Here is a 24,026-nt window from a genome sequence, read left to right on the forward strand (position 1 = left end):
CTGTGCTCAGGTGATCTTCTGCAACAGCGTATCGAGCGAGGCTTTCGCGTCGCCATAGAACATCCGCGTGTTTTCCTTGAAGAACAGCGGATTCTCGATCCCCGAATAACCGGTGCCCTGGCCGCGCTTGGACACGAACACCTGCTTGGCCTTCCAGCATTCCAGCACCGGCATCCCGGCGATGGGAGAGTTCGGATCCTCCTGCGCGGCGGGGTTCACGATGTCGTTGGAGCCGATGACGATGGCGACGTCCGTGTTGGGGAAATCCTCGTTGATCTCGTCCATCTCCAGCACGATGTCATAGGGGACCTTCGCCTCGGCCAGCAGCACGTTCATGTGCCCCGGCAGACGGCCAGCGACGGGGTGAATGGCGAAGCGCACCTCCTTGCCTTTGGCGCGCAGGCGGCGGGTCAGTTCCGCCACGTTCTGCTGCGCCTGCGCCACGGCCATGCCGTAACCGGGGATGATGATGACGCTGTCGGCTTCTTCGAGTGCCGAGGCAACGCCGTCGGCGTCGATGGCGATCTGCTCGCCGTCGATCTCCATCGCCGGACCGGAGGAGCCGCCGAAGCCGCCCAGGATCACGCTGATGAAGGACCGGTTCATCGCCTTGCACATGATGTAGCTCAGGATCGCACCGGAGGAGCCGACCAGCGCGCCGACCACGATCAGCAGGTCATTGCCAAGGCTGAAACCGATCGCCGCCGCCGCCCAGCCAGAGTAGCTGTTCAGCATCGAGACGACGACGGGCATGTCCGCCCCGCCGATCCCCATGATCAGGTGGTAGCCGATGAACAGCGCCGCCAGCGTCATCAGGATCAACGGCAGCACGCTGCCGCTGTTGAAGTACCAGATCAGGCACAGAACCGAAATCGCGGCGGCCCCGGCGTTCAGCATATGCCCGCCCGGCAGCTTGGTCGCGGAGGAGTTCACGCGACCCGCCAGCTTGCCATAGGCGATGACCGAGCCGGTGAAGGTCACGGCCCCGACGAAGATGCCGAGGAACAGCTCCACCCGCAGGATGTTGATTTCCACCGCGTCTTTCTTGGCCAGAAGCGCGGCGAACCCTTCAAGCGCAGTGCGCCCGGTGTCGTCCATGGCGATGACGCGGCCCATCTCGATATGGGCGATGAAGCCGACAAAGACGGCGGCCAGGCCGACGAGCGAGTGCATCGCCGCGACCAGTTCCGGCATCTGCGTCATCTTCACGCGGGTGGCCAGTTGCCAGCCGATCAGGCCGCCGCCGATGATCAGGAGGATCGACAGAAGCCACAGGCCGCTACCCGGCCCGATCAGGGTCGCGCCCACCGCCAGCGCCATGCCGGCGATGCCGTACCACACGGCGCGCTTCGCGCTTTCCTGGCCCGAAAGCCCGCCCAGCGACAGGATGAAAAGGATGGCTGCGACGACGTAAGTCGCGGATGTAAAACCGAATTCCATTGTGCCTACCCCTTACGACTTCTGGAACATGGCAAGCATGCGACGCGTGACCATGAAGCCGCCGAATATGTTGATCCCTGTCATGAACACTGCCAGCGCCGCCAGCAGGATCACGAAGAACGAACCCGAGCCGATCTGCGTCAGCGCGCCCAGGATGATGATCGAGGAGATCGCGTTCGTCACCGCCATCAGCGGCGTGTGCAGGCTGTGCGCCACGCCCCAGATCACTTGAAACCCGACGAAGACGGCCAGCACGAAGACGATGAAATGCTGCATGAAGCTGGCCGGTGCGACCAGCCCGACGCCCAGCAGCAGCGCGGCGCCGACAGCCAGCAGCGTGACCTGGTTGCGGGTCTGCTGCTTGAAAGCGGCCACTTCGGTGGCGGCCTTTTCCTCGGCCGTGGGCTCTTTGGGTTTCGGCTTCGCCGCCGCGATCGCCTGTGTCTTCGGCGGCGGTGGCGGATAGGTGATTTCCCCGGCGTTCACCACGGTCGCGCCGCGGATCACGTCGTCTTCCATGTTGATGAAGGGCTTGCCGTCCTTTTCAGGGGTCAGGTCGTCCAGCATGTGCCGCAGGTTGGTGGCGTAGAGCGTCGATGACTGCGTCGCCATGCGGCTGGGCAGGTCGGTGTAGCCGATGACCTTCACGCCGTTCTCGGTCTCGATCAGCTGGTCCTTGACGGTCAGCTCGCAGTTGCCGCCACGCTCGGCCGCCAGGTCCACGATGACCGAGCCGGGCTTCATCGCCTCGACCATGTCCTTGGTCCACAGGATCGGCGCATCGCGCCCCGGGATCAGCGCCGTGGTGATGACGATGTCCATGTCCGGCGCCATCTCGCGGAATTTTTCCAGCTGCTTCTCGCGGAACTCGGGCGAGGAGGGGGCCGCATAGCCCCCGGTCGCCGCGCCGTCCTGCGCCGCTTCCTCGAAGTCGAGGTAGACGAACTCGGCACCCATGGATTCGATCTGTTCGGCCACTTCGGGGCGCACGTCGAAGGCGTATGTGATCGCCCCCATGGCGGTCGCGGTTCCGCTGGCAGCCAGGCCGGCCACACCGGCGCCGACGACCAGCACTTTCGCCGGGGGCACCTTGCCCGCCGCGGTGATCTGGCCGGTGAAGAAACGCCCGAAGTTGTTCGAGGCTTCCACCACGGCGCGGTAGCCGCCGATGTTGGCCATCGAGCTCAGCGCGTCCATCTTCTGCGCGCGGCTGATGCGCGGCACCATGTCCATGGCGATCGCGTTGACGCCCTTGTCCTTCAGGGTGTTCATCAGCGCTTCGTTCTGGGCAGGCCAGATGAAGGAAATCAGCGTCTGCCCTTCGCGGAAGTGGTCCAGCTCGGCGCCCTCGGGCGGGCGGACCTTCAGGACGATGTCGGCGGCGGCGTAGAACGCCTCGGCGCTGTCGAGCACCTCGACGCCCGCTTCGCGGTACGCATCGTCTGTAAAGCGGGATTTCGCACCTGCGCCTGCCTCGACGATGACGTCATAGCCAAGCTTTTGCAGTTGCAGTGCACTTTGCGGGCTAAGCGCAACGCGGGCTTCCCCCTCGAGAAGCTCTTTCGGAGCACCGATCTTCATGGGCCTAGTGTTCCTCCGGTCTGGATACGGTTATTGACCCCGCGATTGCAGGGCCTCGGTTTCTTGCTGACGTCTCGTAAAGCAATTTCTCGGCAAGAGCGAGTGGTCAATATGGCGCTGGCGCGAAGCGTGTGATATCGGCTGCGCCATGGATCCTGTGACTTTGATTTACTACGCCGGTGTCTGTGGCCTGCTTGGGCTTTTCGCACCGAAACTGGGCGGGGCTACGGCGCGCCTGATCATCGGGGCAATCGTCGGCATCGCCGCGGTGGCCATGCTGCCCGTGGTGCGCAGCTTCCTCTGAGCGTCGTGAACAGGCGCTGCGGCAGGTAGGGTGGGTTGTTCCCAACCCACCTTCAGCGCAACGCCCGGGCCTGTCCCCCTATTCCGCGGCGACCTTTGCCTCATCCGCCTTTTCCACCCTGACGGCCGAGTACTTGAACTCCGGGATCTTCCCGAACGGGTCAAGCTGTGGGTTGGTCAGCGTGTTCGCCGCCCCTTCGACGAACGCGAAGGGCAGGAACACCGTGTCCTCGCTGACCGCCCGGTCCGCCCGCGCCGCGACGGTGATGCTGCCACGCCGGGTGGTCAGGGTCAGCATCTCGCCCGGGGCGACGCCGAGGCGGCGCAGGGTTTTCGGGTGCACCTGCACGAAGGCCTCCGGCTCCAGCGCGTCCAGCGCGCCCGAGCGGCGGGTCATCGAGCCGGTGTGCCAGTGTTCCAGCACCCGCCCGGTGATCAGGATCATCGGGAAGCGCTCGTCGGGGCTTTCCGCGGGCGGCGTCACGCGGGCAGGGGTGAACATGGCCCGGCCCGCGCGGCGCGGGAAGCCGTCGCCGAAAACCACGGCCTGGCCGGGGTCGTCCATACTCAGGCAGGGGTAGGTGACGGCGTTTTCCCGCTCCAGCCGGTTCCAGGTGATGTGATGAAGGGAGCGCATGCTCATCTTCATCTCGTCGAAGATCGCACGCGGCCCGTCGTAGTCCCAATCGAGGCCAAGCCGACGCGCCAGCTCCGTGATGATGCGCCAATCCTCGCGCGCCTCGCCCGGGGCGGGCACGGCGGCGCGGCCCATCTGCACCTGGCGGTTGGTGTTGGTCACGGTGCCGGTCTTTTCGGGCCAGGCGGCGGCGGGCAGGATCACGTCGGCGAAGTTCGCGGTTTCCGTCAGGAAGATATCCTGCACGACCAGGTGATCGAGGTGCGACAGCGCCTTGCGGGCGTGCTCCACGTCCGGGTCGGACATGGCGGGGTTTTCGCCGAGGATATACATCCCCTTGATCTCGCCCCGGTACATCGCGTCGATGATCTCGACCACGGTCAGGCCGGGGGTCGCCTCGATCTCGGCGCCGTGCCAGATGTGGCGGAACAGCTCGCGCACCTCGCGGTCGGTGACGGGCTGGTAGTCGGGCATCACCTGCGGGATCAGCCCCGCGTCCGAGGCCCCCTGCACGTTGTTCTGCCCGCGCAACGGGTGCAGCCCGGTGCCGGGGCGGCCGACGTGGCCTGTCAGCAGCGCCAGGCTGATCAGGCAGCGCGCGTTGTCGGTGCCGTGGATATGCTGGCTGACGCCCATCCCCCAGAAGATCATGCCCGCGCGCGCCCGGGCATAGGTGCGGGCGACGGCGCGTATCGTGTCGGCGTCGATGCCACAGATGTCTGCCATCCGCTCGGGCGGGAAGGCGCGGATATGGTCGCGGAACTCGAAGAAGCCTTCGGTGAACCCCTCGATATACTGCCGGTCGTAGAGCTTTTCCTCGACGATCACGTTCATGATGGCGTTCAGCAGCGCCACGTCCGTGCCGGGGCGGAATTGCAGCATGTGGGTGGCGTGCCGCTTCAGGCCCTGGCCGCGCGGGTCCATGACGATCAGCTCTCCGCCGCGCTTGGCGAACTGTTTGAAGTAGGTCGCCGCGACGGGGTGGTTTTCCGTCGGGTTCGCGCCGATGACGATGGCGACGTCTGCGCTCTCGATTTCATTGAAGGTGGCGGTCACCGCGCCGGAGCCGACGTTCTCCATCAGCGCCGCCACCGAGGAGGCATGGCACAGCCGCGTGCAGTGATCGACGTTGTTGTGCCCGAAGCCGGTGCGGATCAGCTTCTGGAACAGGTAGGCTTCCTCGTTCGAGCATTTGGCCGAGCCGAAGCCCGCCACGGATTTGCCGCCGTAGTAGCTTTTCAGATCCTTCAGCCCGTGCGCCGCCTTTTCCAGCGCCTCGTCCCAGGTCGCTTCGCGGAAATGGGTCCAGGGGTTGGAGGGGTCGACGTTCAGCCCTTTTTCCGGCGCATCGTCGCGGCGGATCAGCGGTTTCGTCAGGCGGTGCTTGTGGTCGATGTAGTCAAAGCCGAAGCGGCCTTTCACGCAGAGCCGGTTCTCGTTCGCCGGACCCGGCGCGCCTTCCACCCAGGCGATCTTGTCGTCCTTGATCTTGTAGGTCAGCTGGCAGCCGACGCCGCAATAGGGGCAGACGGACTGCACCTCGCGATCGAACTCGGCGCGGGAGCCGTGCTGCTTCTCGTCCAGAACCGTGGCGGGCATCAGCGCGCCGGTGGGGCAGGCCTGGACGCATTCGCCGCAGGCCACGCAGGTGCTGTCGCCCATCGCATCACCCTGGTCGAAGACGATCTGCGAATCCAGCCCGCGCCCGGCCATGCCGATCACGTCGTTGACCTGCACCTCGCGGCAGGCGCGCACACACAGGTTGCAGTGGATGCAGGCGTCAAGGTTCACGCGCATCGCCACGTGGCTGGCGTCGAGCAGCGGGATCTCGGCCTCGGGGCGGGGCGGGAAGCGGCTTTCGCTGACGTCGTTCGCCGCCGCCATGGCCCAGAAGTGGGAAACCGCGTCATGGGCCTTGTCCTGCGGTGGCTGGTCGGCGGCCAGCAGTTCGACGACCATCTTCCGGGCCGAGCTCGCGCGGTGGCTGTCCGTGCTCACGACCATGCCGTCGGTCGGCGTGCGGATGCAGGAGGCGGCGAGCGTGCGCTCCCCCTCGATCTCGACCATGCAGGCGCGGCAGTTGCCGTCGGCGCGATAGCCGGGCGCGTCGCGGTGGCAGAGGTGCGGAATCGTCGTGCCATGGCGCTTGGCGATATCCCAGATCGACTCGCCGCTTTCGGCGGTGACGCGCTCTCCGTCCAGGGTGAAGTTGATGCTCATGGCCTGTACTCCGCTTGCGGGGGGATTTGCCCCGGTGTTGGGCAGAATAGACCATCGCCGCGCGGATTGCGAAAGTGGGGAAGCGACAGCAACGGGGTCTTTTGCGTCTTTCGTCCGTGCGGATCGGAAACCTGCGCCGCCGGAAGGGACGCGGGCTGCCCTGAGGACTGGACAGCACGGCCCCCGCGCATGACAATGACGGGCAAAAGGGGACAGGTTTGGAAAATCTGAGGACGACATTGCTTGAAGGTCTGAACGACCTGATGAGCTTTGGCGTCACCCTGCTGCAACCCTGGCGCTTCTACCAGGTGCTGATCGTCGTCGGCCTGTTCGTGCTGGCGCACCTGCTGTCACGGTGGCTGACCCCGCGGATCGAGGCATGGATCCGCGGCCTGGAGGGGATGCAGGCCCGCCAGCTGCGCGCGATGATCATCCTGCTGCGCCGCCTGCGCGGCACGATATTCGCGATCCTGACCTGGCTGACCTACCTCGTCATGCAATCGGTGACCTGGCCGAGCCGGTCCTACCTGGTCGGCGTCTTCGCGACCCTGGCCACGGCCTGGGTTTTTGTCGCGGTGACCACGCGGCTGATCCGCAACAGGGCCCTGCGCACGGTGGTGCGCTGGGGGGCCTGGGTGGTCGTTTCGCTCAGCATCCTCGGCGTGTCGGGCCGCGTCGTCGAGCTGCTGGACAGCGCGGCGTTCAGCTTCGGGTCCACGCGCCTGTCGCTGTGGCTGATCGTCAAGGCGGTCGTCACGCTGGCGCTTCTGTTCGCGCTGGCAAGCTGGGCCAGCGGTGCCGTGCAGCGCCGCCTGAACAAGGCCGAGGATCTGTCCCCCTCGCTCAGGGTGCTGTCGGGCAAGGTGCTGCGCATCGTCTTCTACGCCATCGCCGTGGTGATCGGCTTGCAGTCGATCGGCTTTGACCTGACCTCGCTGACGGTGCTGTCGGGGGCCATCGGCCTTGGGATCGGGTTCGGCTTGCAGAAGGTGGTCAGCAACCTGATCTCAGGGTTGATCGTGCTGATGGACAAGTCGATCAAGCCCGGCGACGTGATTTCCCTTGGCGAAACATTCGGCTGGGTCACGGATCTGAACGCGCGTTACGCCGGTGTCGTGACCCGAGACGGGCGCGAGTTCCTGATCCCGAACGAGGACCTGATCACCAACCAGGTGGTCAACTGGACCCACTCCAACAGCCTCGTGCGGCTGGATATCCATTTCGGCGTATCCTACGACAGCGACCCCCACGCCGTGCGCCGGCTGGCGCGCGCCGCCGCCGGCACCGTGGCGCGTGTGGTGGAAAGCCCCGCGCCGGTCTGCCACATCACCGGCTTCGGGGACAGTTCCATCGATTTCATCCTGCGCTTCTGGATCAAGGACCCGACCGGCGGGCTGACCAACGTGCGCGGCGACGTGTTCCTCGCGCTGTGGGACGCGCTGAAGGCCGACGGGGTGGAGATCCCCTTCCCGCGCCGCGATGTGACGCTGCTCAATCCGGCGGACAGCGGCAATGTCGGGCAGGCTGCCAGTGGGGATACCTCGGTCGGGACGCCGGCCGCCGACCCGGATCAGGCCTGAGGGGCGGTGTCCGCGAAACTGTCCCGCGCGCCGATCGCCGCGAACCAGGCCGCAAGGGCGGGGCGGGTGGCGCGCCAGTCCTGGCCCGGCTGGCGGAAATCCAGGTAGCCGAGCGCACAGGCGACGGAGATGATCCCGATGTCCAGCGGCCCCGCCAGATGCGCCATCCAGCGTTCCTCCAGCGCGTCGAGCGCGCGGGTCACCTTGGCCCACTGCCCCTCGACCCAGGCCGGGTCGTGCTTGTCCTCGGGGCGCGAGCGGGTTTCGTAGACCATCAGGATCGCCGCATCCATGATGCCGTCCCCGGTCGCCTCCAGCGTCAGGGTTTCCCACTGGCGCGGCGATGTGGGGTAAAGGTGGCCCTTGCCGATGTCGTTCAGGTAGCGGCAGATCACCCGGCTGTCATAGATCGCGGGGCCGTCGTCCCGGACCAGCGTGGGCAGCTTGCCCAGCGGGTTCTGGCTGAGCGGCATGGTGCCCGAGTCCGTCGGGTGCCCGGCGACGTTGACGATCTCCACCGCGCCGCTTTGCCCGGTCTCGGCCAGGACCACGGCGACCTTGCGCGCAAAGGGGGATGCCGGGTTGAAGTAGAGCTTCATGATATGCGCCTTTCCGGGGGTGACGTTGCCCCGGAAGGGAAGCCTGCACGGGGCATCAAGTCAAGCGGGCCCTGTCAGGCGCTCAGGCCACTCGCATCGGCCCCGGTGATGGTGGCCTGGACAATCGCGCCGCTGGTCTGCGGGGCGGCGAAGCGCACTTCGCTGAAATCGGGGGTGCGGCCCATGTGGTCGTTTTCCATCAACACGGGCAGCCTGCGGCCGACCTGCCGGGCAAGGTGATCGCGGACGCGGGTGTCGCCAAGCGCGCGTAGGGCGGCGGCGCGGGTCTTGATTTGGGGCTTGGCTACCTGCGGCATCCGCGCGGCGGGGGTGCCTTGACGCGCGGAGTAGGGGAAGACGTGCAACCAGGTCAGGCCGCAGTCCTCCACCAGTTTCAGCGAGTTTTCGAACATCGCCTCCGTCTCCGTCGGGAAACCGGCGATGATGTCCGCACCGTAGACGATGTCGGGGCGGGCGGCGCGCATGTCTTCGCAGAAGCGGATGGCGTCGTCGCGCAGGTGGCGGCGCTTCATGCGCTTGAGGATCATGTCGTCCCCGGCCTGAAGGCTCAGGTGCAGGTGCGGCATCAGGCGCGGCTCACCGGCGATGGCGTCGATCAGCGCCTCGTCCGCCTCGATCGAGTCGATGGAGCTGATGCGCAGGCGCGGCAGGTCCGGCACCAGGCGCAGGATGCGCTGCACCAGGTCGCCAAGGCGCGGCTGCGCGGGCAGGTCCGCGCCCCAGCTGGTCATGTCGACGCCGGTCAGCACCACCTCGTTATAGCCGCTGTCGACCAGCCGCTGGATCTGTTCCACCACCACACCCGCGGGGACCGAGCGTGAATTGCCGCGGCCATAGGGGATGATGCAGAAAGTGCAGCGGTGATCGCAGCCGTTCTGCACCTGCACGTAGGCGCGCGCGCGGGTGCCGAAACCGTCGATCAGGTGGCCGGCGGTTTCCGTCGCGGACATGATGTCGTTGACCTGCACCTTTTCCGTCTGGCCGATGAAATCTGGGCCCTGGGCGACCTGCTGCCAGGTGTCGCCCTGCATCTTTTCCAGGTTGCCGATCACGCGGTCGACTTCCGGCATGGCGGCGTAGGTTTCAGGCTCGGTCTGGGCGGCGCAGCCGGTGACGATGATCTGTGCGTCCGGGTGTTCCCGCCGCAGCTTGCGGATTCGCTGGCGGGACTGGCGCACCGCCTCGGCCGTCACAGCGCAGGTGTTCACCACCACGGCGTTTTCCAGCCCGGCGGCGGCGCCGAGTTCCTTCATCGCCTCGGTCTCATAGGCGTTCAGGCGGCAGCCGAAGGTCTCGAAGACGGGCGGTTTCACGGCCACATCTCCGGGCTGAGGGTTGCCTCGAACACGGTGGCGGTTGGGCCGGTCAGCCAGACGCCATCCTCGCGCCATTCGCCGTGCAGGGTGCCGCCGTCGACGATGATCTCCGCCTTGCGGCCCGACAGCCCCTTGCGGTGGCAGGCCACCAGCGCCGCGCAGGCGCAGGAGCCGGACGCCAGCGTGATCCCCACGCCGCGTTCCCAGATGCGCAGGCGCAGCCGGTCGGGGGCCAGCACCTGCACCATCTCGACATTGGTGCGTTCGGGGTAGAGCGGGTCATGCTCGAACCGCGCGCCCTGGGCGGCGATGTCGGCGGCTTCGGCATCCTCGGTGATGAAGACGCAATGCGGGTTGCCCATGCTCAGCGCACCGGGCGCGCCGGGCAGGGGCAGGTTCACCGTGTCGACGTCGCGCGCCAGCGGGATGCGCCGCCAGTCGAACACCGGGCGGCCCATGTTCACGCGGGTCAGGCGGTTGCCCGCATCCTCGGCCAGCAAGGTGTCGAAGTCGGTCCGCAGGGCCAGCCGGGTCGCGCCGCTCTGGTCCATCATCAGCCGCGCGATGCAGCGCGTGGCGTTGCCGCAAGCCCCCGAAAGGCTGCCGTCCGTGTTCCAGAAGGTCAGCCGCGCGTCCGCCTCGGCGTCGTCATGGATCACCGCGAGCTGGTCGAAGCCGACACCTATGTGCCGGTCGCCGAGCGCGCGCGCCAGCGCAGGCGTGACCGGATCGTGCGCCCCGCGGGCGTCGATGATCACGAAATCATTGCCCAGCCCGTGCATCTTCAGAAAGCGCAGGGGCGGCACGGAGGCGGCGGGTGTCGTCATGGCGCGCGATATACACCTATTCGCGGGTCCTTGACCAGCGTGTCCGCAGGGCCTGCGGGCCGCTTGAACGATCTCACGCAAGCCAGAACAAAAAGTAACGCGTTACCAAATCGTTAACATGTTCTATCTACCCTGCGCGGCTGGTCCGATCCGGGCCGCAACGCAAGAAAACTAACGTGTGAGTACGAAGAATATGAACGTATCCGGGATAATTGCAGGCGCTTGCCTGGTGTCATTGGCTGCCTGTTCAGGCGGCGATGACAAGGCCAGCCTCGCGGAAACCGCCCAGGCCAATATGGGCGGCGCCTGCGTCGGGATGGACTTGGCCGGCAAGTTCGGGCTGGTCGATGGGGCGATCAGCGAATCCGTCACCACTGTGGCCAGCTTCTCCGGCCTCTGTGGCGGCGAAGATTCGTAGAGTTTGACGTCGCCCGCCGCCAAGAGCGACGGGTGACATTTGCCCGGTCCGCCGCCAGGGTGGGCCGGGTGATCTGAAGAACCGCGAAAGACTTCCGAAGAGTTGTTTTTCGCATGCGCGCCGGTTGGACGAAGTGACGCGACAAGTTTCAATCAGGTCAAAACATCTCCATATTATTAACAAAATTCGCATTACCTTGCGTCATGGGTCCAGTCCGGGCCGTAACGCGAAGCAAGGTGTGAGGATGAAGCATTTGAAAGTGTCTAAAGTATTGGCGGGCGTGTGCCTGCCGTCATTGGCTGCTTGTTCGGGCGGCAGCGGAGGCGGCGGTGAGACCGTTCAGGTCAGCGGTATCTTTAACTAGGAACTGCCCGCGGGGGCCAATCGCTCCTCCATTCCCGGCGACCTTCCCGGCCTGGTCGACACCTTCGAAGAGCAGAACGAAATGGCGCTGGCCGATCCGATAAACAGCGGTACCGCCAGCTACTCGGGCGTTGCGGGCTTTGGTGTCGGGGAAAACGACGATACCTTCGTGCAGGCCGATATCGAGCTTACGGCGGACTTCGGCGCATCCCAGATCGACGCCGGTTTCCAGAACTGCCAGATCTTCACTGACGAAGGCACGCTGTTCCCGGATGCGCCGACCTATACGCCATTCCAGACCGGCGCCATCACGGGCAGCACCTACTCGGCCTCCACCGCGAACGAGGTGCTGATGGTGGAAGGCGAGGCCTATACGATCCAGGCGAATATCGAGGGTGCGTTTGTTGGTGCCGGGTCGTCGGGGACGATCGGCCTGGTCGACGGCTCCATCACGAACCCGGACGCGACGATCGACGAGATCAACGGCCTGTTCGTCGCCGAACAGAACTGACGCTGCGCGCCGCGATCATCCAAGAAAGACGGGTGACAATCGCCCGGTCCGCCGCCAAGGTGGGCCGGGTGTTTGAACGACTATGAGAGATTTTCAGTGAAGTGTTTTCCGTGGCCACGACTGCGCGCCGCCCTCAAGGTGGCGATTGTCGCCGCGATGCTGCCGCCCCTTTCCGCAATCGCGCAGGATGCCCCCCGGGTCCTGACACCCCAGCAGGCGGTGGACGCCGCGCTGGCCGTCGGTGACGGGGAAACCGCGCTCAGGATCACGGAACTGGCGGGCGGAACGGCGACGGACATCACCTATGTCGAGGGGCGCATCCTGCTGGCGCAGGGGAACTACCCGGCGGCGATCGCGAAGTTCAGGGAAGTGCTGCGCGCCAATCCCGAGGCCCGCGGCGCGCGCTACTACCTGGTCCTCGCCCTGGCCCAGAGCGAGCGCTACGACACGGCGCTGTTCCAGCTTGACCGGCTGGCCCCCTCGGCCCGCAATGCGGACGAGCGGGCGCGCCTGGGCACCCTGCGCCGCAGGATCCTGTCGCGTCGCCCCTACGGGCTGACTTTCGGTTTTTCGCTGCAACCGAGCACCAACATCAACCGCGCCACCCTGAACACCGAGGCGCCGCTGTTCGGCGGCCTGACAGGCACCATCGACGACACCGGCGAATCGGGCATCTCGGCCACGGTGAACGTCGAGGCCTACCGCCGCTTCGAGCTGCCGGAGGGCGACAGCCTGACCCTGTCGGGGGGTGTGGGATACTCGTATTTCGACAATACCGACTACAACTGGACGCAACTGAACGCCGCCGCCACCTTCGTCCGCCCCGTAGAGGACGGGCGCTTCTCGCTGCGGGTGGACGGCTATCGCGGGCTGTACCGGGAATCGGACCGGGACTTTTCGCTGATCGGCCTGTCGGCGGCGCGCGACGTCCTGGCGAGCAATGTCCGGTTCCGGCTGAACGGGCGGCTCTCGGTCCAATGGTATGACGACGGGGGTCGCGCGCGCTACAACGCGCTGAAGGCGCAACTGGACGGTAGCGTGCGCTACCCGCTCACCCCGCGCACCGCCCTGACCGGCGGGCTGGCGCTGACCAGGACCGAGGTGAAGGACGATCGCTTCAGCTATGTCGGCATCCGCCCCTCCATCGGGTTGGAGCATGTCTGGCAGTCGGGCTGGGCCGGCGGCCTGTCGGTGTTCGCCGAGATGCGGGACTATGACGAACTGTTCAGCCTTCTGCTGCCCGTGACCCGCGAGGACCGGGCGCTGGGCCTGGACCTGACCCTGCGCAACGAACGCCTGGTGGTCCGCGGATTCGCGCCGCAACTGCGCTGCTCGTTCTCGCGGACGAACTCGAACGTGGTGTTTTACGACAACATCGACGTGGACGCCTGCACCATGTCCCTGACGCGGCAATTCTGACAATTTGCGGTAGTTGCGACAAGTTATTGTCCGGATGGCGTTTGACCCCTTGACCTCCCGCCAAGTGCCGTCTATCCAGCCGCCCTGCGTGGGCCGTTAGCTCAGTTGGTAGAGCAACTGACTTTTAATCAGTGGGTCGCAGGTTCGAATCCTGCACGGCTCACCACTGAACATCAGTTTTCCTTGAAGGGACTTGATGTTGGATAGGACGAACCCGTCAGGGCGGTTCTCCAGGTCTTCCCCAGTCGAACGTACGATCGGTTTTCCGAAAGCTGAATCAGCCAATCCCGCGCCTTCCGCCGCGGTCCTATGACCTGAGCGATCAGATCCCTCGACCTGAGGGGGCGCTTGCGTCTAGGTTTGCTCCACGCCAACCCCGATGCCGGTGCCCAATGACCAGAATTGCCATCCTGGGCTTTCTTCTTGAGAGCAATCGCTTTGCCCCGATAACGCGGCAAGCCGATTTTGAAGCTCGATGCTGGCTCGAAGGCGCGGAAATCCTGGAGGACGCCAACAGCGATGCACCGCGGCAGGGCGCGGAGATTCCGGCCTTTTTGGACGAGATCGAACGCCACCTTCAGGTTGAGATCGTCCCCATTCTCGTCGCGGGCGCAGAGCCCGGCGGCCCTCTGGACGAGGCGGTCCTGCAACACGTCCTTGCCACGGTGCGGACGCGGCTGGCCGAGGAAGGCCCCGTAGATGCGGTCTACATTGCCAGCCACGGGGCAATGTCCGGCGTCGAAACGCGGGACCCTGACGGCGCACTGCTGACGTCCGTTCGCGAGGCTGTGGGGAGCGATGTGCCGATGGTTGCAACGCTGGACCTGCATGCGAACCTGTCGGATACGATGGTCGAAGCGGCCAGTTGCCTGATCGGCTACCGCACCAACCCGCATGTCGACCAGGCCGAGGTCGCCAGGGAGGCCGCGATCATCCTGGCCCGCATGATAAAGGGCACTGCATTCCACATGTCCTTTCTGCGCCTGCCACTCACGCCGGCCAGTGTGACCTTGCTGACGAACGGTCCGGGCGCCTACGCCGAGCGGGTTGACGAGGCGGCTCGCCTGTCGGACCCGCGCGGCGATATCGTGAATGCCAGCGTGCTTGGCGGGTTCGTCTACAGCGATACGCCTGACAACGGCCTGGCGGTCCTGGTGACGGCAACCGACCGTGCCACGGCCGAGCGTGAGTCGGCCCGGCTTGCCGGGCGGCTGTGGGCGGATCGCCATCGCTTCGTCCATGAGCTGACGTCCATCGCCGATGCCGTGCGAGCCGTCACCGCCCCGGATGGCGCGCGCTGGATTCTGGCCGACAGTGGCGACAATCCCGGCGGCGGGGGCAGGGGCACCTCCACCGGTCTTTTGCGGGCCCTGATCGACGCAGGGGCAGAGGATGCTCTCTACGGTCTGTTCATCGACGCTGACCTCGCGGCGGAGGCGACGTCCGCCGGTGTCGGGGCAAGCTTCGCGGCGCGGTTCTTGCGGAACGGTTCCGACGGCTCCGGTGATGCCTTCACCGAAGACGCCGTGGTCATCGCCCTGAGCGACGGCAAGGTTGTCGGGCGTCGCGGGCTTGTTGCGGGCAGACAGGTCGATCTGGGTCCGACGGTTGCTCTGCGGATTGGCGGCGTGACGGTTGTTGTTGCGAGCAACCGCAAGCAATGTGCGGACCCGGTGTACTTCGAGCATCTCGGCCTTGATCCGGCGGACTTCCGGACAGTGGTGGTCAAAAGCCGCGGGCACTTCCGCGCCGGTTTCGACGAGTTCTTCGGTCCGGACCAGGTGCTGGAGGTCGACACGAAAGGGCTGACCAGCCCGGTCCTTCGCAACTTCACGTTCACGGGCCTTCCGCGCCCGGTCTTCCCCTTGGACGCCGATGCCGCGTGGCGGCCCCCTGACTGGGCCGTCCCGCATCTTCAAGCCCTGGAGCTGTTGCCATGACGTACCGTATCGCCTGTGCCGGACTGCACATGGAATGCGCCACCTTCCTGCCCCATGTCACCGGGCGCGACGTGTTCGAGGCGGGCACCGTGCGTGGCGCGCAGGTGATCGCGGCGTTCGAGAATTCCAACACGGTGATGGGGGGCTTTCTGAAAACCCTCGACGCGGCGGGGGCGACTGCGGTCCCGATCCTGCACGCCGATGGCGGGGCTGCCGGGCTTGCCGATCAGGCAGCGGTTGCGGGCTATCGGCAAGAGATTGTCGAGGGTCTGACGGCGCTGGACGGTTCTGTTGACGGGCTGCTTCTTCATCTGCACGGCGCGATGGTGACTCAGGACGAACTGGATCCTGACGCGATCACGCTCGACGCGATCCGCAAGGCGGTGGGACCTGACCTGCCGATCATGGTGGCGCTGGACTATCACGCCAACCTTGACGCGGCTTCGATCGCCGGGGCGACGGCGGTGTTCGGGTATCGCTACTCTCCGCATGTCGATATGGGCGCGACGGGTGAACGCGCAGCGCAATGCCTGTTGAAGACGCTGGCCGGGGATATCCGGCCAGCGATGGCACTTGCGCGGCCGGGGCTTATCCTGCCGTCGATCTTCTCGGCGACTGACCTCGAACCCTTGGGCAGCCTGGTCGAGAAGGCCAGGCGCATGTCCGTGGAAAGCGCGACCTATGCGGATGTTTCGCTGTTCGCCGGATTTGCATATGCCGACGTTCCGAATTGCGGCGCGTCGGTCGTGGCCGTCGTCGATGGTCCGACGCGCGAAGCGCTACGACTGGCCGAGGGGATGTCGCAGGATATCGCGCGCAACCGGGACGCCTTGTCCTCCGCGGCGCCGGTCCACAGCCTGGGGGAGGGCCTCGAACGCGCGTTGCGGATCGCCCGGGACGCCGAGCGTCCCGTGGTGATCCTGGAACATGCGGACCGTGCCAACGACAGCACCCATGGGCTGGCCGCGCTCCTCGGCTTTGCGGATCGTGCGCGGATCGCCGTTCCGTTCCTCTGGGATCCGGCGGCGGCGGCGAAAGCGGTGGCGGCGGGCGAAGGCGCAGAGGTCCCGCTCATGTTGGGCGGCCACTCCGCCCCCCTCGCCGGAGACCCGGTACCAGTGACCGCGCGCGTGGAGGCGGTGCGGCGGGATTTCACCTATCGCGGGACCGGGGCGATGCGGGCGGGCAGCACGGTGCGCCTGGGCGACACGGCGCTGCTGGATGTGCGCGGGATGAAGATCAGTGTCACCAGCCTTTCCCAAAGCGCGATCGACTTCGATCCCTTCCTGGAATTCGGCCTCGATCCCGCGGATTTCGACATTGTCCTGTTGCGCTCAAAGACGCATTTCCGCGCCGCGTGGGAAGGTTTTGCCGCCGAGATCGTCATCGTCGATACGCCGGACTACGGGCCTGCGGATGTTTCGAAACTACCCTACCGGCATGCCACGCCCTAAGCCCCGTGGCAGGCTTAGCGGGACAGGTGCGCGATCAGGTCGCCGATGAACGCCTCGCAGGCGGCCAGCTCTTTCCGGGTGATATACTCGTCGGCCTTGTGCGCGCGCTCGATGTCCCCCGGGCCGCAGACCACGGTCGGGATGCCGCCTTCCTTGCTGAAGCGCCCGCCCTCCGTGCCGTAGGCCACCTTGCCATGGCCGTTCTGACGGGCGAGCTTTTTCGCCAGAACGACGATGTCTTCCCCCGGCGCGGTGTCGAGACCGGGGTAGGAAATGATGTTTTCCAGCCGGAACCTGGCGTCAGGGCTGAGCGCCTTCATGCGCGGCAGCAATTCGACTTCGACGAAGCGCTGCATATGCGCAACCATCGCGTCGACGTCGTCGTTCGGCAAGGCGCGGAACTCGAACTCGAAATGACAATGCTCGGGCACGATGTTGAGGGCCTTTCCGCCTTCGATCAGCCCGACATGGGTCGTGGTGAAGGGGACGTCGAACATCGCGTCCTCCTGGCCCGTCTGTTGGATCTCGATCCCGAGCCGCCGCAATTCGACGAGGAATTCCGCCGCGAAATCAACCGCATTCACGAAAGACGGCGCGCGCGATGAGTGCCCCGGCGTGCCGGTCACCACGCCCCTGAACGCGCGCTTGGCCTTGTGGCTGGTGACAATCTGCATGGAGGTCGGCTCGCCCACGAAACACCCGAGCGGGCGAAGATCCCAGGTGTCGAGCCGCGCGATGAGGTCGCGCACACCGAGGCAGCCGACTTCCTCGTCATAGGAAAAGGCGATGTGGAGCGGCGCTTTCAAGGGTGCGGCGGCGATCTTCGGCGCCATCGCAAGGCAGCACGCCAGGAACCCCTTCATGTCCGTCGTGCCGCGTCCGAAAAGCTTTCCGTCACGCTCGGTCAATTCGAACGGTTCCGTGCTCCAGGTCTGCCCGTCCACGGGAACCACGTCAGTATGGCCGGACAGGATGTAGCCCGCCCTGTCGGTCGGCCCGAAGCTTGCAAGCAGATTTGCCTTCTGCCCGGTGCCATCCTCGATTCGTTCGAGCCGCGCGCCCAGTGGTTCGAGCACGCGCTCCAGGTAGTCGATCAACAAGAGGTTCGAGCGATGGCTGACGGTATCGAAGCCGACCAGCGCGCGTAAATGATCCACACTCGATAGATCGAGGTTGCTGTTCATGCCCGGCCTCTCAGTGTTTCCAGGGTGCAGGAACCATGTAGTCAAGGTTGAAACCAGCCCTGCATATACTTTGACCAACCTATACCAGCATGTCCCGGATTGTGCGTCGGATTTTCCCTTTTAGCGAGGTATCAACGGCCAACGCGAGAATATGCTTCCCTGATCTTGAGAAATGCGTCTAGGCTGCAAGTCAGCTTGGAGGGTCGGGGCCACTAGAGCAACGCTCCCAGGTGCTGAAAGGCTGATAACAGGGAGAATATAAATGTTAAAATCGTTGTCTACTGCGACAATAGCGGTGACATTGGTCGTCGGCGGGACTGCGCACGCCGAGGATATTACCATCGCGGTGGCATCCGAAGTTACGGCCATGGATCCGCACTACCACAACACTGGTAACAACAACCAGATCGTTGGCCTTATCTACGACCGCATGCTGCACCAGGACAGCAACCAGCAGCTTACGCCGGGGCTCGCCGTTGAGTGGGGGCCGATCGCCGACGATGTCTGGGAGTTCAAGCTGCGCGAGGGCGTTACCTTCCACGATGGCTCTCCATTGACTGCGGAAGACATCGTCTTCAGCTACGAGCGCGTTCCGAACGTGCCCAACAGCCCGTCGTCCTTTGCGACATACACGTCCGGCATCGCCGAGATCATCGTTGTCGATGATTACACCATGCAGTTTCGCACAAACGGTCCGTACCCGCTTCTGCCGGTCGACCTTTCAACCGTCCAGATCGTCAGCTCGGAAAACCCCGACGCGACGACGGAGGACTACAATGCCGGTACAGCCAGCATCGGGACGGGCCCCTACAAGTTCGTAAGCTACACGCCCGGCGAAAGCATCGTGATGGAGGCCAACGCCGACTATTGGGGCGGCGCGCCTCAGTTCGATACGGTCACCTACCGCCCGATCAGTTCGGACGCCGCGCGCGTCGCCGCGCTGCTGGCGGGCGATGTGGACGTGATCTCGGGTGTGCCCACGTCCGATATCGCGACGTTGGAGGACAACCCGGACATCGTTCTCAGCCAAGGTGTCTCGAACCGGGTGATCTATCTGCATGTCGACAGCCGTCGGGTCTACACGCCCTTCGTGACCGACAATGAAGGCAACCAGATCTTCAACCCGTTTCAGGACGTGAATGTCCGCAAGGCCATCTCCATGGCAATCGATCGCGACGCTATCGTTGATGAGGTGATGGAAGGCATCGCGATCCCTGCCGGTCAGTTGCTGCCCGAAGGGTTTTTCGGCGTGTCGGACAACATCGAAGTGCCCGAGTACGATCCCGAAGGCGCGCGGCAGTTGCTGGCCGAGGCCGGCTATCCCGACGGGTTCCGCCTGACGATCCACGGTCCCAACGACCGTTACATCAACGATGAGCAGATCGCGCAGGCTGTCGCGCAAATGCTGACCCGCGTCGGCATCCAGACCGAGGTGGAAACCATGCCGCGCTCGGTCTATTTCGGTCGCGCGACCGGTGGTGACGACGGCTCCGAATTCTCGCTGATGCTTGTCGGCTGGGGATCGGGCACGGGCGAGGCCTCTTCGCCACTGCGGGCCCTGTTGCATACGCGCAATGACGAGATTGGTCTTGGGCGCACCAACCGCGGCCGGTACTCGAGCGCACCGTTCGACGCCACGCTGCAACTGGCGCTGAACACCGTCGACGACGATGAGCGCCAGGCGCTGCTTGCCCGGGCGACGGAAATCGCGATGCGTGAGGTGGGATTGATCCCGACCCATTTCCAGGTGAACACCTGGGGTACCCGGACCGGGCTGCGGTATATCCCGCGGACCGACGAGTACACGCGCCCGACCAACGTGGTTGTCGAGTAAGCTCACGTCAGACGGGCGGGGAACCTGAAGAGGTTCCCCGCCCGTGCTACATCAATCGACGGCCGTGTCTTCTCAACGAAATGAAGTCGCGTCGTCAGGGATAGAGCATCTGTCATGACGGTCTTTATCATCCGCCGACTGCTACAGAGCGTGATCGTTGTCGCGGTCATGACGCTGCTGGTGTTCGCCGGTGTGTACGCCATCGGCAACCCTGTCGAGATCCTGATCAGCCAGGACGCGACGGAAGTGGAACGCGCTGCCGCGATTGCCCGGCTGGGCCTGGACAAGAGCCTGCCGGAACAATACCTCGCGTTCCTCGGCAATCTTCTGAAAGGCGATCTGGGCACCAGCTTCGTGTTTGGCGAACCCGCGCTTCAGCTTGTGTTGGAGCGGTTCCCGGCGACGATGGAACTTGCCCTCAGCGCCATGCTGATCGCGGTCTTCATCGGTGTGCCGCTGGGCCTTTACGCGGGCCTGCGCCCGGACAGTATCGGCGGGCGCACGATCATGACAGGCTCAATCTTCGGGTTTTCGCTGCCGAACTTCTGGCAGGGCCTGATGCTCATCATGTTCTTCGCCGTCATCCTGCAATGGCTGCCCGCTGGGGGCCGCGGAGTACGCGGCGAGTTCCTCGGGATCGAGAGCAGCTTCTTTTCCTGGGACGGGATCAGCCACCTGATCCTGCCGGCGATCAACCTTGCCCTGTTCAAGACCAGTCTTGTCATCCGGCTGACCCGGGCCTCGGTGCGCGAAACGATCAACCTGGACTACGTCAAGTTCGCCCGCGCGAAGGGGCTCAGACCCCGCCGTGTCATCGGCCTGCATGTCCTGAAGAACATCATGATCCCGCTGGTCACGATCATCGGGCTTGAGTTCGGGTCGGTCATCGCCTTCGCCGTGGTGACGGAAACGGTGTTCGCCTGGCCCGGCATGGGGAAGCTTATCATCGACAGTATCTTCCAGCTCGATCGCCCGGTGATCGTCGCCTACCTGATCGTCATCGTGTGCCTGTTCATCACGGTCAACCTGGTCGTGGACATCCTTTACGCCATCCTGGACCCGCGCGTCCGGCTTTCGGACCAAAAGGCATGAGTGACGTCGAAACCGCCCCCGAGAGCGCAATGCTGCCCGATCAGAAGGTTGCGAAACCGGTGCCGCCGGCCGTGCGCATCGCGCGGGATTTCGTCGAAAGCCCGCTTGCGGTCGTCGGGCTCGTCGTCCTGCTCGTCATCATCCTGGTCGCGATCTTCGCCCCGCTGATCGCGCCGCAGAACCCCTATGACCTGTCCGAAATCCGGCTTGAAGACAGCCGTCAACCGCCCGGTTCGCAGCGCATGACCGCCCCGTGGGAGGCTGACCTCGTCCTCTCGGTCGACCCGAGGACGGCCGGCCGGACCGAGATCGATCTGCCGCCCGAAGCGCCCGTCGACAGCGCGGTCCTGTCCTGGAGCGCGGCAGGCGGGGCGGACGCGGTCACGATGGCCCTGATCTTCGATCCGCCGCTGGACGACTTTCCCATGGAGCCGCTGCGGCTGGACGACCTGCCCCGCGGGGCCGAACTGGACGTCGGCGAGAAGCACAGCTTCCGGTCGTTCTGGACGGTGGAGCCCGCGGATCTTGAAAGCTTCACCCTTTCGTCGAGCCGGGCCCTCGATCAGCCGTTCGACTTCGAACTGGCGATCCGGGGCACCGAGGGCGAAGTTCTGATGACCTACCTGCTGGGGACCGATGGCCAGGGGCGCGACATGCTGTCGGCGATCATGTACGGCCTGCGCACCAGCCTGGCGGTCGGTGTCGTCAGTTGCTTTTTCGCGATGATCATCGGCCTGAGCCTCGGGATGATCGCCGCCTTCTTCGGCGGTCGGCTTGAAAACCTGATCATGCGCATCGTTGACCTGCAACTCAGCTTTCCCACGATCCTCGTGGCGCTGATGCTGCTCGCGATCCTCGGGTCGGGCGTGGAAAAGGTCATGCTCGCGCTGATCATCGTGCAATGGGCCTATTTCGCGCGAACGGCCAGGTCCGTCGCCCTGGTCGAACGTGGCAAGGAATACGTGGAGGCCGCCCAGTGCCTTGCCCTGTCGAGGACGCGCGTCATCTTTCGGCATCTTCTGCCGAACTGCCTGCCGCCCATCATCGTGGTGGCGACGGTGCAGGTGGCGAACGCCATCGCGCTTGAGGCGACCTTGTCCTTCCTTGGCATCGGCCTTCCGGTGACGGAGCCCAGCCTCGGGCTTCTGATCTCCAACGGTTTCGAGTTCATGCTGTCCGGGCGCTACTGGATCAGCGTGTATCCCGGCGTTGCGCTGCTGATCACGATCATAGCCATCAACCTTGTGGGCGACCGCCTGCGCGACGCACTGAACCCGAGGTTGCTCAGATGAGCCTGCTCAGCATCGAAAACCTGAAGACGCATTTCTTCACCAAGGCGGGAGTGGTGAAGTCGGTCGATGGCGTCTCGTTCGACCTCGACCGGGGGGAAATCCTCGGCATCGTGGGGGAAAGCGGTTCAGGCAAATCCGTCACCGGCTTTTCCATCATGGGCCTGGTGGATCCGCCCGGACGCCTTGTGGAAGGCTCGATCCGGTTCGATGGGCAAGACCTGGTCGGCATGGCCGAGCCGGTGATGCGGGATCTTCGGGGGCGGCGGATCGCGATGATCTTCCAGGACCCGATGATGACCCTCAACCCGGTCCTGCGGGTCGATACCCAGATGATCGAGGCATTGCGGGCCCATGGGCGCTGGAGCGATGACGCCGCGCGCCAAAGGTGCCGGGACGTCCTGGGGCAGGTCGGCATTCCCAGCCCCGAGGAACGGCTGAAAAGCTACCCGCATCAATTCTCGGGCGGGATGCGCCAGCGCGTCGCGATCGCCATTGCCTTGCTGCACGAGCCGGACCTGATCATCGCGGACGAACCGACGACGGCGCTCGACGTCACCATACAGGCGCAGATCCTGTTCGAGATCCAGAAACTCGTCGCGGAAAACAACACGGCGATGATCTGGGTCACGCATGACCTGGCCGTGGTCGCCGGCCTCGCGGACAGGGTGGCAGTGATGTATGCAGGGCGGATCGTGGAAATGGGAACCACGGAGGAGGTGGTGAACCGCCCGTTCCACCCTTATACATCCGGTCTTATCGGCTCTGCCCCTTCGCGCAACCCGCGCGGCGCGCGGCTGACGCAGATCAGGGGAATGGCCCCCTTGCCGATGAACCTGCCGACGGGCTGTGCATTCCGACCGCGATGCGACCGCGCCACCGAGGCGTGTATCATCGAGCCAGACGCCACGACGCCCGAAAGCGAGCACCTGGTAAGATGCTATCATCCGCTTTCAGGTGCATCAGACTGGGGGACAACTGCATGACGACGCCGATCATCAAGCTGGAGTCGGTCTCCAAGCGGTTCGTCAAGAAGCTGGATATCGCCGAGAAGTTCGCCCGCCGCCTGGGCGCCAGCGTGCAGGAGCATACCGTTCACGCGGTGGACAGCGTTGACATGGAAATCATGCCCGGTGAGGTCGTCGGCCTGGTCGGGGAAAGCGGGTGTGGCAAAAGCACCCTCGGGCGCTGTGTGGCCGGGATCCATCGGCCGTCGGATGGCGTCATTCGATACCAGGGCGAGGACGTGATGAAGCTGCGGGGCAAGAAGTTGCTCGAAAGCCAGCTGAACGTTCAGATGATCTTCCAGGACCCGATGAGCAGCCTCAACCCGCGCCTGAAGGTAACCGACATCATCAGCGAGGCGCCCCTGTTCCACGGCTTGATCAAGCGTGGCGAGGTCGACGACTACGTCGCGATGACGATGCAGCGGGTGGGCCTGGACCCGTCCTACAGTCAGCGCTACCCGCACCAGTTCTCGGGCGGGCAGCGGCAGCGCATCGGCATCGCGCGGGCGCTTGCGGTTCGCCCGGATTTCATCGTCTGCGACGAGGCCGTCGCCGCCCTGGACGTTTCAATCCAGGCGCAGGTCCTGAACCTCTTCATGGATCTGCGCGAGGATCTGGGCCTGACATACCTGTTCATCAGCCACGACCTGGGGGTCGTGGAGCATCTCAGCGATCGCGTGGTGATCATGTACCTCGGCCGGGTTGTCGAAACGGCCCGGACAGAGGAACTGTTCGACTCCCCGAACCACCCCTACACGCAGGCATTGCTGGCCGAGGCACCGCGCCTGCAGACAGATCGACGGGTGTATGCCCCCATCAAGGGAGAGATCCCGTCACCGCTTCATCCGCCCAAGGGGTGCCATTTCAATCCCCGGTGCCCGCATGCGATGGACCGTTGCCGCACCGAAGCGCCGAAGCTCAAGGAAATCGCGCCGGGTCGCGCCAGCGCGTGCCATTTGAACGACGGGTGACGCCGGGACTCAGGCGTCCC

At 65.0% G+C, this 24,026-nt stretch carries 19 protein-coding genes and 1 tRNA gene; 13 read left to right on the forward strand and 7 right to left on the reverse strand.

Features of this window, described 5'->3' with window-relative positions; all coding sequences use genetic code 11:
• Positions 1-6: 6 nt before the first annotated feature.
• Together DJ029_RS03405 and DJ029_RS03410 are read right to left on the reverse strand one after the other, a co-directional pair.
• The gene (locus tag DJ029_RS03405; protein ID WP_112320905.1) at positions 7-1,440 is read right to left on the reverse strand and encodes an NAD(P)(+) transhydrogenase (Re/Si-specific) subunit beta; all 1,434 of its coding nucleotides are present in this window, start codon (positions 1,438-1,440) and stop codon (positions 7-9) included.
• A 12-nt stretch (positions 1,441-1,452) separates the two neighbouring features.
• The gene (locus DJ029_RS03410) at positions 1,453-3,021 is read right to left on the reverse strand and encodes a Re/Si-specific NAD(P)(+) transhydrogenase subunit alpha (RefSeq protein WP_112320906.1); all 1,569 of its coding nucleotides are present in this window, start codon (positions 3,019-3,021) and stop codon (positions 1,453-1,455) included.
• Positions 3,022-3,169: 148 nt separating this feature from the next.
• Between DJ029_RS03410 and DJ029_RS21905 the strand changes: the two genes are divergently transcribed.
• The gene (locus tag DJ029_RS21905; protein ID WP_198671032.1) at positions 3,170-3,325 is read left to right on the forward strand and encodes a hypothetical protein; all 156 of its coding nucleotides are present in this window, start codon (positions 3,170-3,172) and stop codon (positions 3,323-3,325) included.
• A gap of 78 nt (positions 3,326-3,403) precedes the next feature.
• Here the strand turns inward: DJ029_RS21905 and fdhF are convergent, their stop codons facing one another.
• Positions 3,404-6,181 carry a formate dehydrogenase subunit alpha gene (gene fdhF / locus DJ029_RS03415; protein WP_112320907.1) on the reverse strand — a complete coding sequence of 926 codons (2,778 nt, stop codon included), beginning with the start codon at positions 6,179-6,181 and terminating at the stop codon, positions 3,404-3,406.
• Positions 6,182-6,399: 218 nt separating this feature from the next.
• Between fdhF and DJ029_RS03420 the strand changes: the two genes are divergently transcribed.
• Positions 6,400-7,761 carry a mechanosensitive ion channel family protein gene (locus DJ029_RS03420; RefSeq protein ID WP_232822949.1) on the forward strand — a complete coding sequence of 454 codons (1,362 nt, stop codon included), beginning with the start codon at positions 6,400-6,402 and terminating at the stop codon, positions 7,759-7,761.
• Here the strand turns inward: DJ029_RS03420 and DJ029_RS03425 are convergent.
• The 3 genes from DJ029_RS03425 to dapF form a co-directional block, all read right to left on the reverse strand.
• Positions 7,752-8,360, reverse strand: coding sequence for a glutathione S-transferase (locus DJ029_RS03425; RefSeq protein WP_112320908.1), 609 nt, complete (start codon positions 8,358-8,360; stop codon positions 7,752-7,754). The two genes, DJ029_RS03420 and DJ029_RS03425, sit on opposite strands and share 10 nt — an antisense overlap.
• A gap of 74 nt (positions 8,361-8,434) precedes the next feature.
• Positions 8,435-9,694, reverse strand: coding sequence for a tRNA (N(6)-L-threonylcarbamoyladenosine(37)-C(2))-methylthiotransferase MtaB (gene mtaB / locus DJ029_RS03430; RefSeq protein ID WP_258165080.1), 1,260 nt, complete (start codon positions 9,692-9,694; stop codon positions 8,435-8,437).
• On the reverse strand, positions 9,691-10,524 hold the full coding sequence (gene dapF / locus DJ029_RS03435; protein ID WP_112320910.1) for a diaminopimelate epimerase: 834 nt from the start codon (positions 10,522-10,524) through the stop codon (positions 9,691-9,693). The genes mtaB and dapF overlap by 4 nt, the downstream gene beginning before the upstream one ends.
• Positions 10,525-10,702: 178 nt before the next feature.
• Between dapF and DJ029_RS03440 the strand changes: the two genes are divergently transcribed.
• The 6 genes from DJ029_RS03440 to DJ029_RS03465 all read left to right on the forward strand — a co-directional run bounded on the left by DJ029_RS03440 (position 10,703) and on the right by DJ029_RS03465 (position 16,629).
• Entirely contained in the window at positions 10,703-10,942 is a 240-nt protein-coding gene (locus tag DJ029_RS03440; RefSeq protein ID WP_157966248.1) for a hypothetical protein, read from the forward strand.
• Positions 10,943-11,387: 445 nt separating this feature from the next.
• On the forward strand, positions 11,388-11,816 hold the full coding sequence (locus DJ029_RS03445) for a hypothetical protein (protein WP_112320912.1): 429 nt from the start codon (positions 11,388-11,390) through the stop codon (positions 11,814-11,816).
• Positions 11,817-11,912: 96 nt separating this feature from the next.
• Positions 11,913-13,235, forward strand: coding sequence for a porin family protein (locus DJ029_RS03450; protein ID WP_157966249.1), 1,323 nt, complete (start codon positions 11,913-11,915; stop codon positions 13,233-13,235).
• Between the two features lie 90 nt (positions 13,236-13,325).
• Positions 13,326-13,401: transfer RNA gene (locus tag DJ029_RS03455), tRNA-Lys, on the forward strand.
• 226 nt (positions 13,402-13,627) lie between these two features.
• The gene (locus DJ029_RS03460) at positions 13,628-15,175 is read left to right on the forward strand and encodes a M81 family metallopeptidase (RefSeq protein WP_112320914.1); all 1,548 of its coding nucleotides are present in this window, start codon (positions 13,628-13,630) and stop codon (positions 15,173-15,175) included.
• Positions 15,172-16,629: a M81 family metallopeptidase gene (locus DJ029_RS03465; RefSeq protein WP_112320915.1), complete on the forward strand. Its 1,458-nt coding sequence runs from the start codon at positions 15,172-15,174 to the stop codon at positions 16,627-16,629. The genes DJ029_RS03460 and DJ029_RS03465 overlap by 4 nt, the downstream gene beginning before the upstream one ends.
• Before the next feature lie 14 nt (positions 16,630-16,643).
• Here DJ029_RS03465 and argE read toward each other — a convergent pair whose 3' ends face one another.
• Positions 16,644-17,813, reverse strand: coding sequence for an acetylornithine deacetylase (gene argE / locus DJ029_RS03470; protein WP_112320916.1), 1,170 nt, complete (start codon positions 17,811-17,813; stop codon positions 16,644-16,646).
• A 262-nt stretch (positions 17,814-18,075) separates the two neighbouring features.
• Here argE and DJ029_RS03475 point away from each other — a divergent pair, with 262 nt between their 5' ends.
• The 5 genes from DJ029_RS03475 to DJ029_RS03495 all read left to right on the forward strand — a co-directional run bounded on the left by DJ029_RS03475 (position 18,076) and on the right by DJ029_RS03495 (position 24,006).
• Positions 18,076-19,647 (forward strand): ABC transporter substrate-binding protein, encoded by a 1,572-nt coding sequence (locus DJ029_RS03475; RefSeq protein ID WP_112320917.1) that lies wholly within the window; start codon positions 18,076-18,078, stop codon positions 19,645-19,647.
• Positions 19,648-19,761: 114 nt separating this feature from the next.
• Positions 19,762-20,739, forward strand: coding sequence for an ABC transporter permease (locus tag DJ029_RS03480; RefSeq protein ID WP_112320918.1), 978 nt, complete (start codon positions 19,762-19,764; stop codon positions 20,737-20,739).
• Positions 20,736-22,031 carry an ABC transporter permease gene (locus tag DJ029_RS22460; protein WP_112320919.1) on the forward strand — a complete coding sequence of 432 codons (1,296 nt, stop codon included), beginning with the start codon at positions 20,736-20,738 and terminating at the stop codon, positions 22,029-22,031. The genes DJ029_RS03480 and DJ029_RS22460 overlap by 4 nt, the downstream gene beginning before the upstream one ends.
• Positions 22,028-23,014: an ABC transporter ATP-binding protein gene (locus DJ029_RS03490; RefSeq protein ID WP_112320920.1), complete on the forward strand. Its 987-nt coding sequence runs from the start codon at positions 22,028-22,030 to the stop codon at positions 23,012-23,014. Before DJ029_RS22460 ends, DJ029_RS03490 begins: the two co-directional genes overlap by 4 nt.
• Positions 23,011-24,006 carry an ABC transporter ATP-binding protein gene (locus DJ029_RS03495; protein WP_112320921.1) on the forward strand — a complete coding sequence of 332 codons (996 nt, stop codon included), beginning with the start codon at positions 23,011-23,013 and terminating at the stop codon, positions 24,004-24,006. Before DJ029_RS03490 ends, DJ029_RS03495 begins: the two co-directional genes overlap by 4 nt.
• The last annotated feature ends 20 nt before the right edge of the window (positions 24,007-24,026 follow it).

Origin of the sequence: Oceanibium sediminis, from assembly GCF_003265325.1 — a bacterium.
Classification (GTDB): domain Bacteria; phylum Pseudomonadota; class Alphaproteobacteria; order Rhodobacterales; family Rhodobacteraceae; genus Halovulum; species Halovulum sediminis.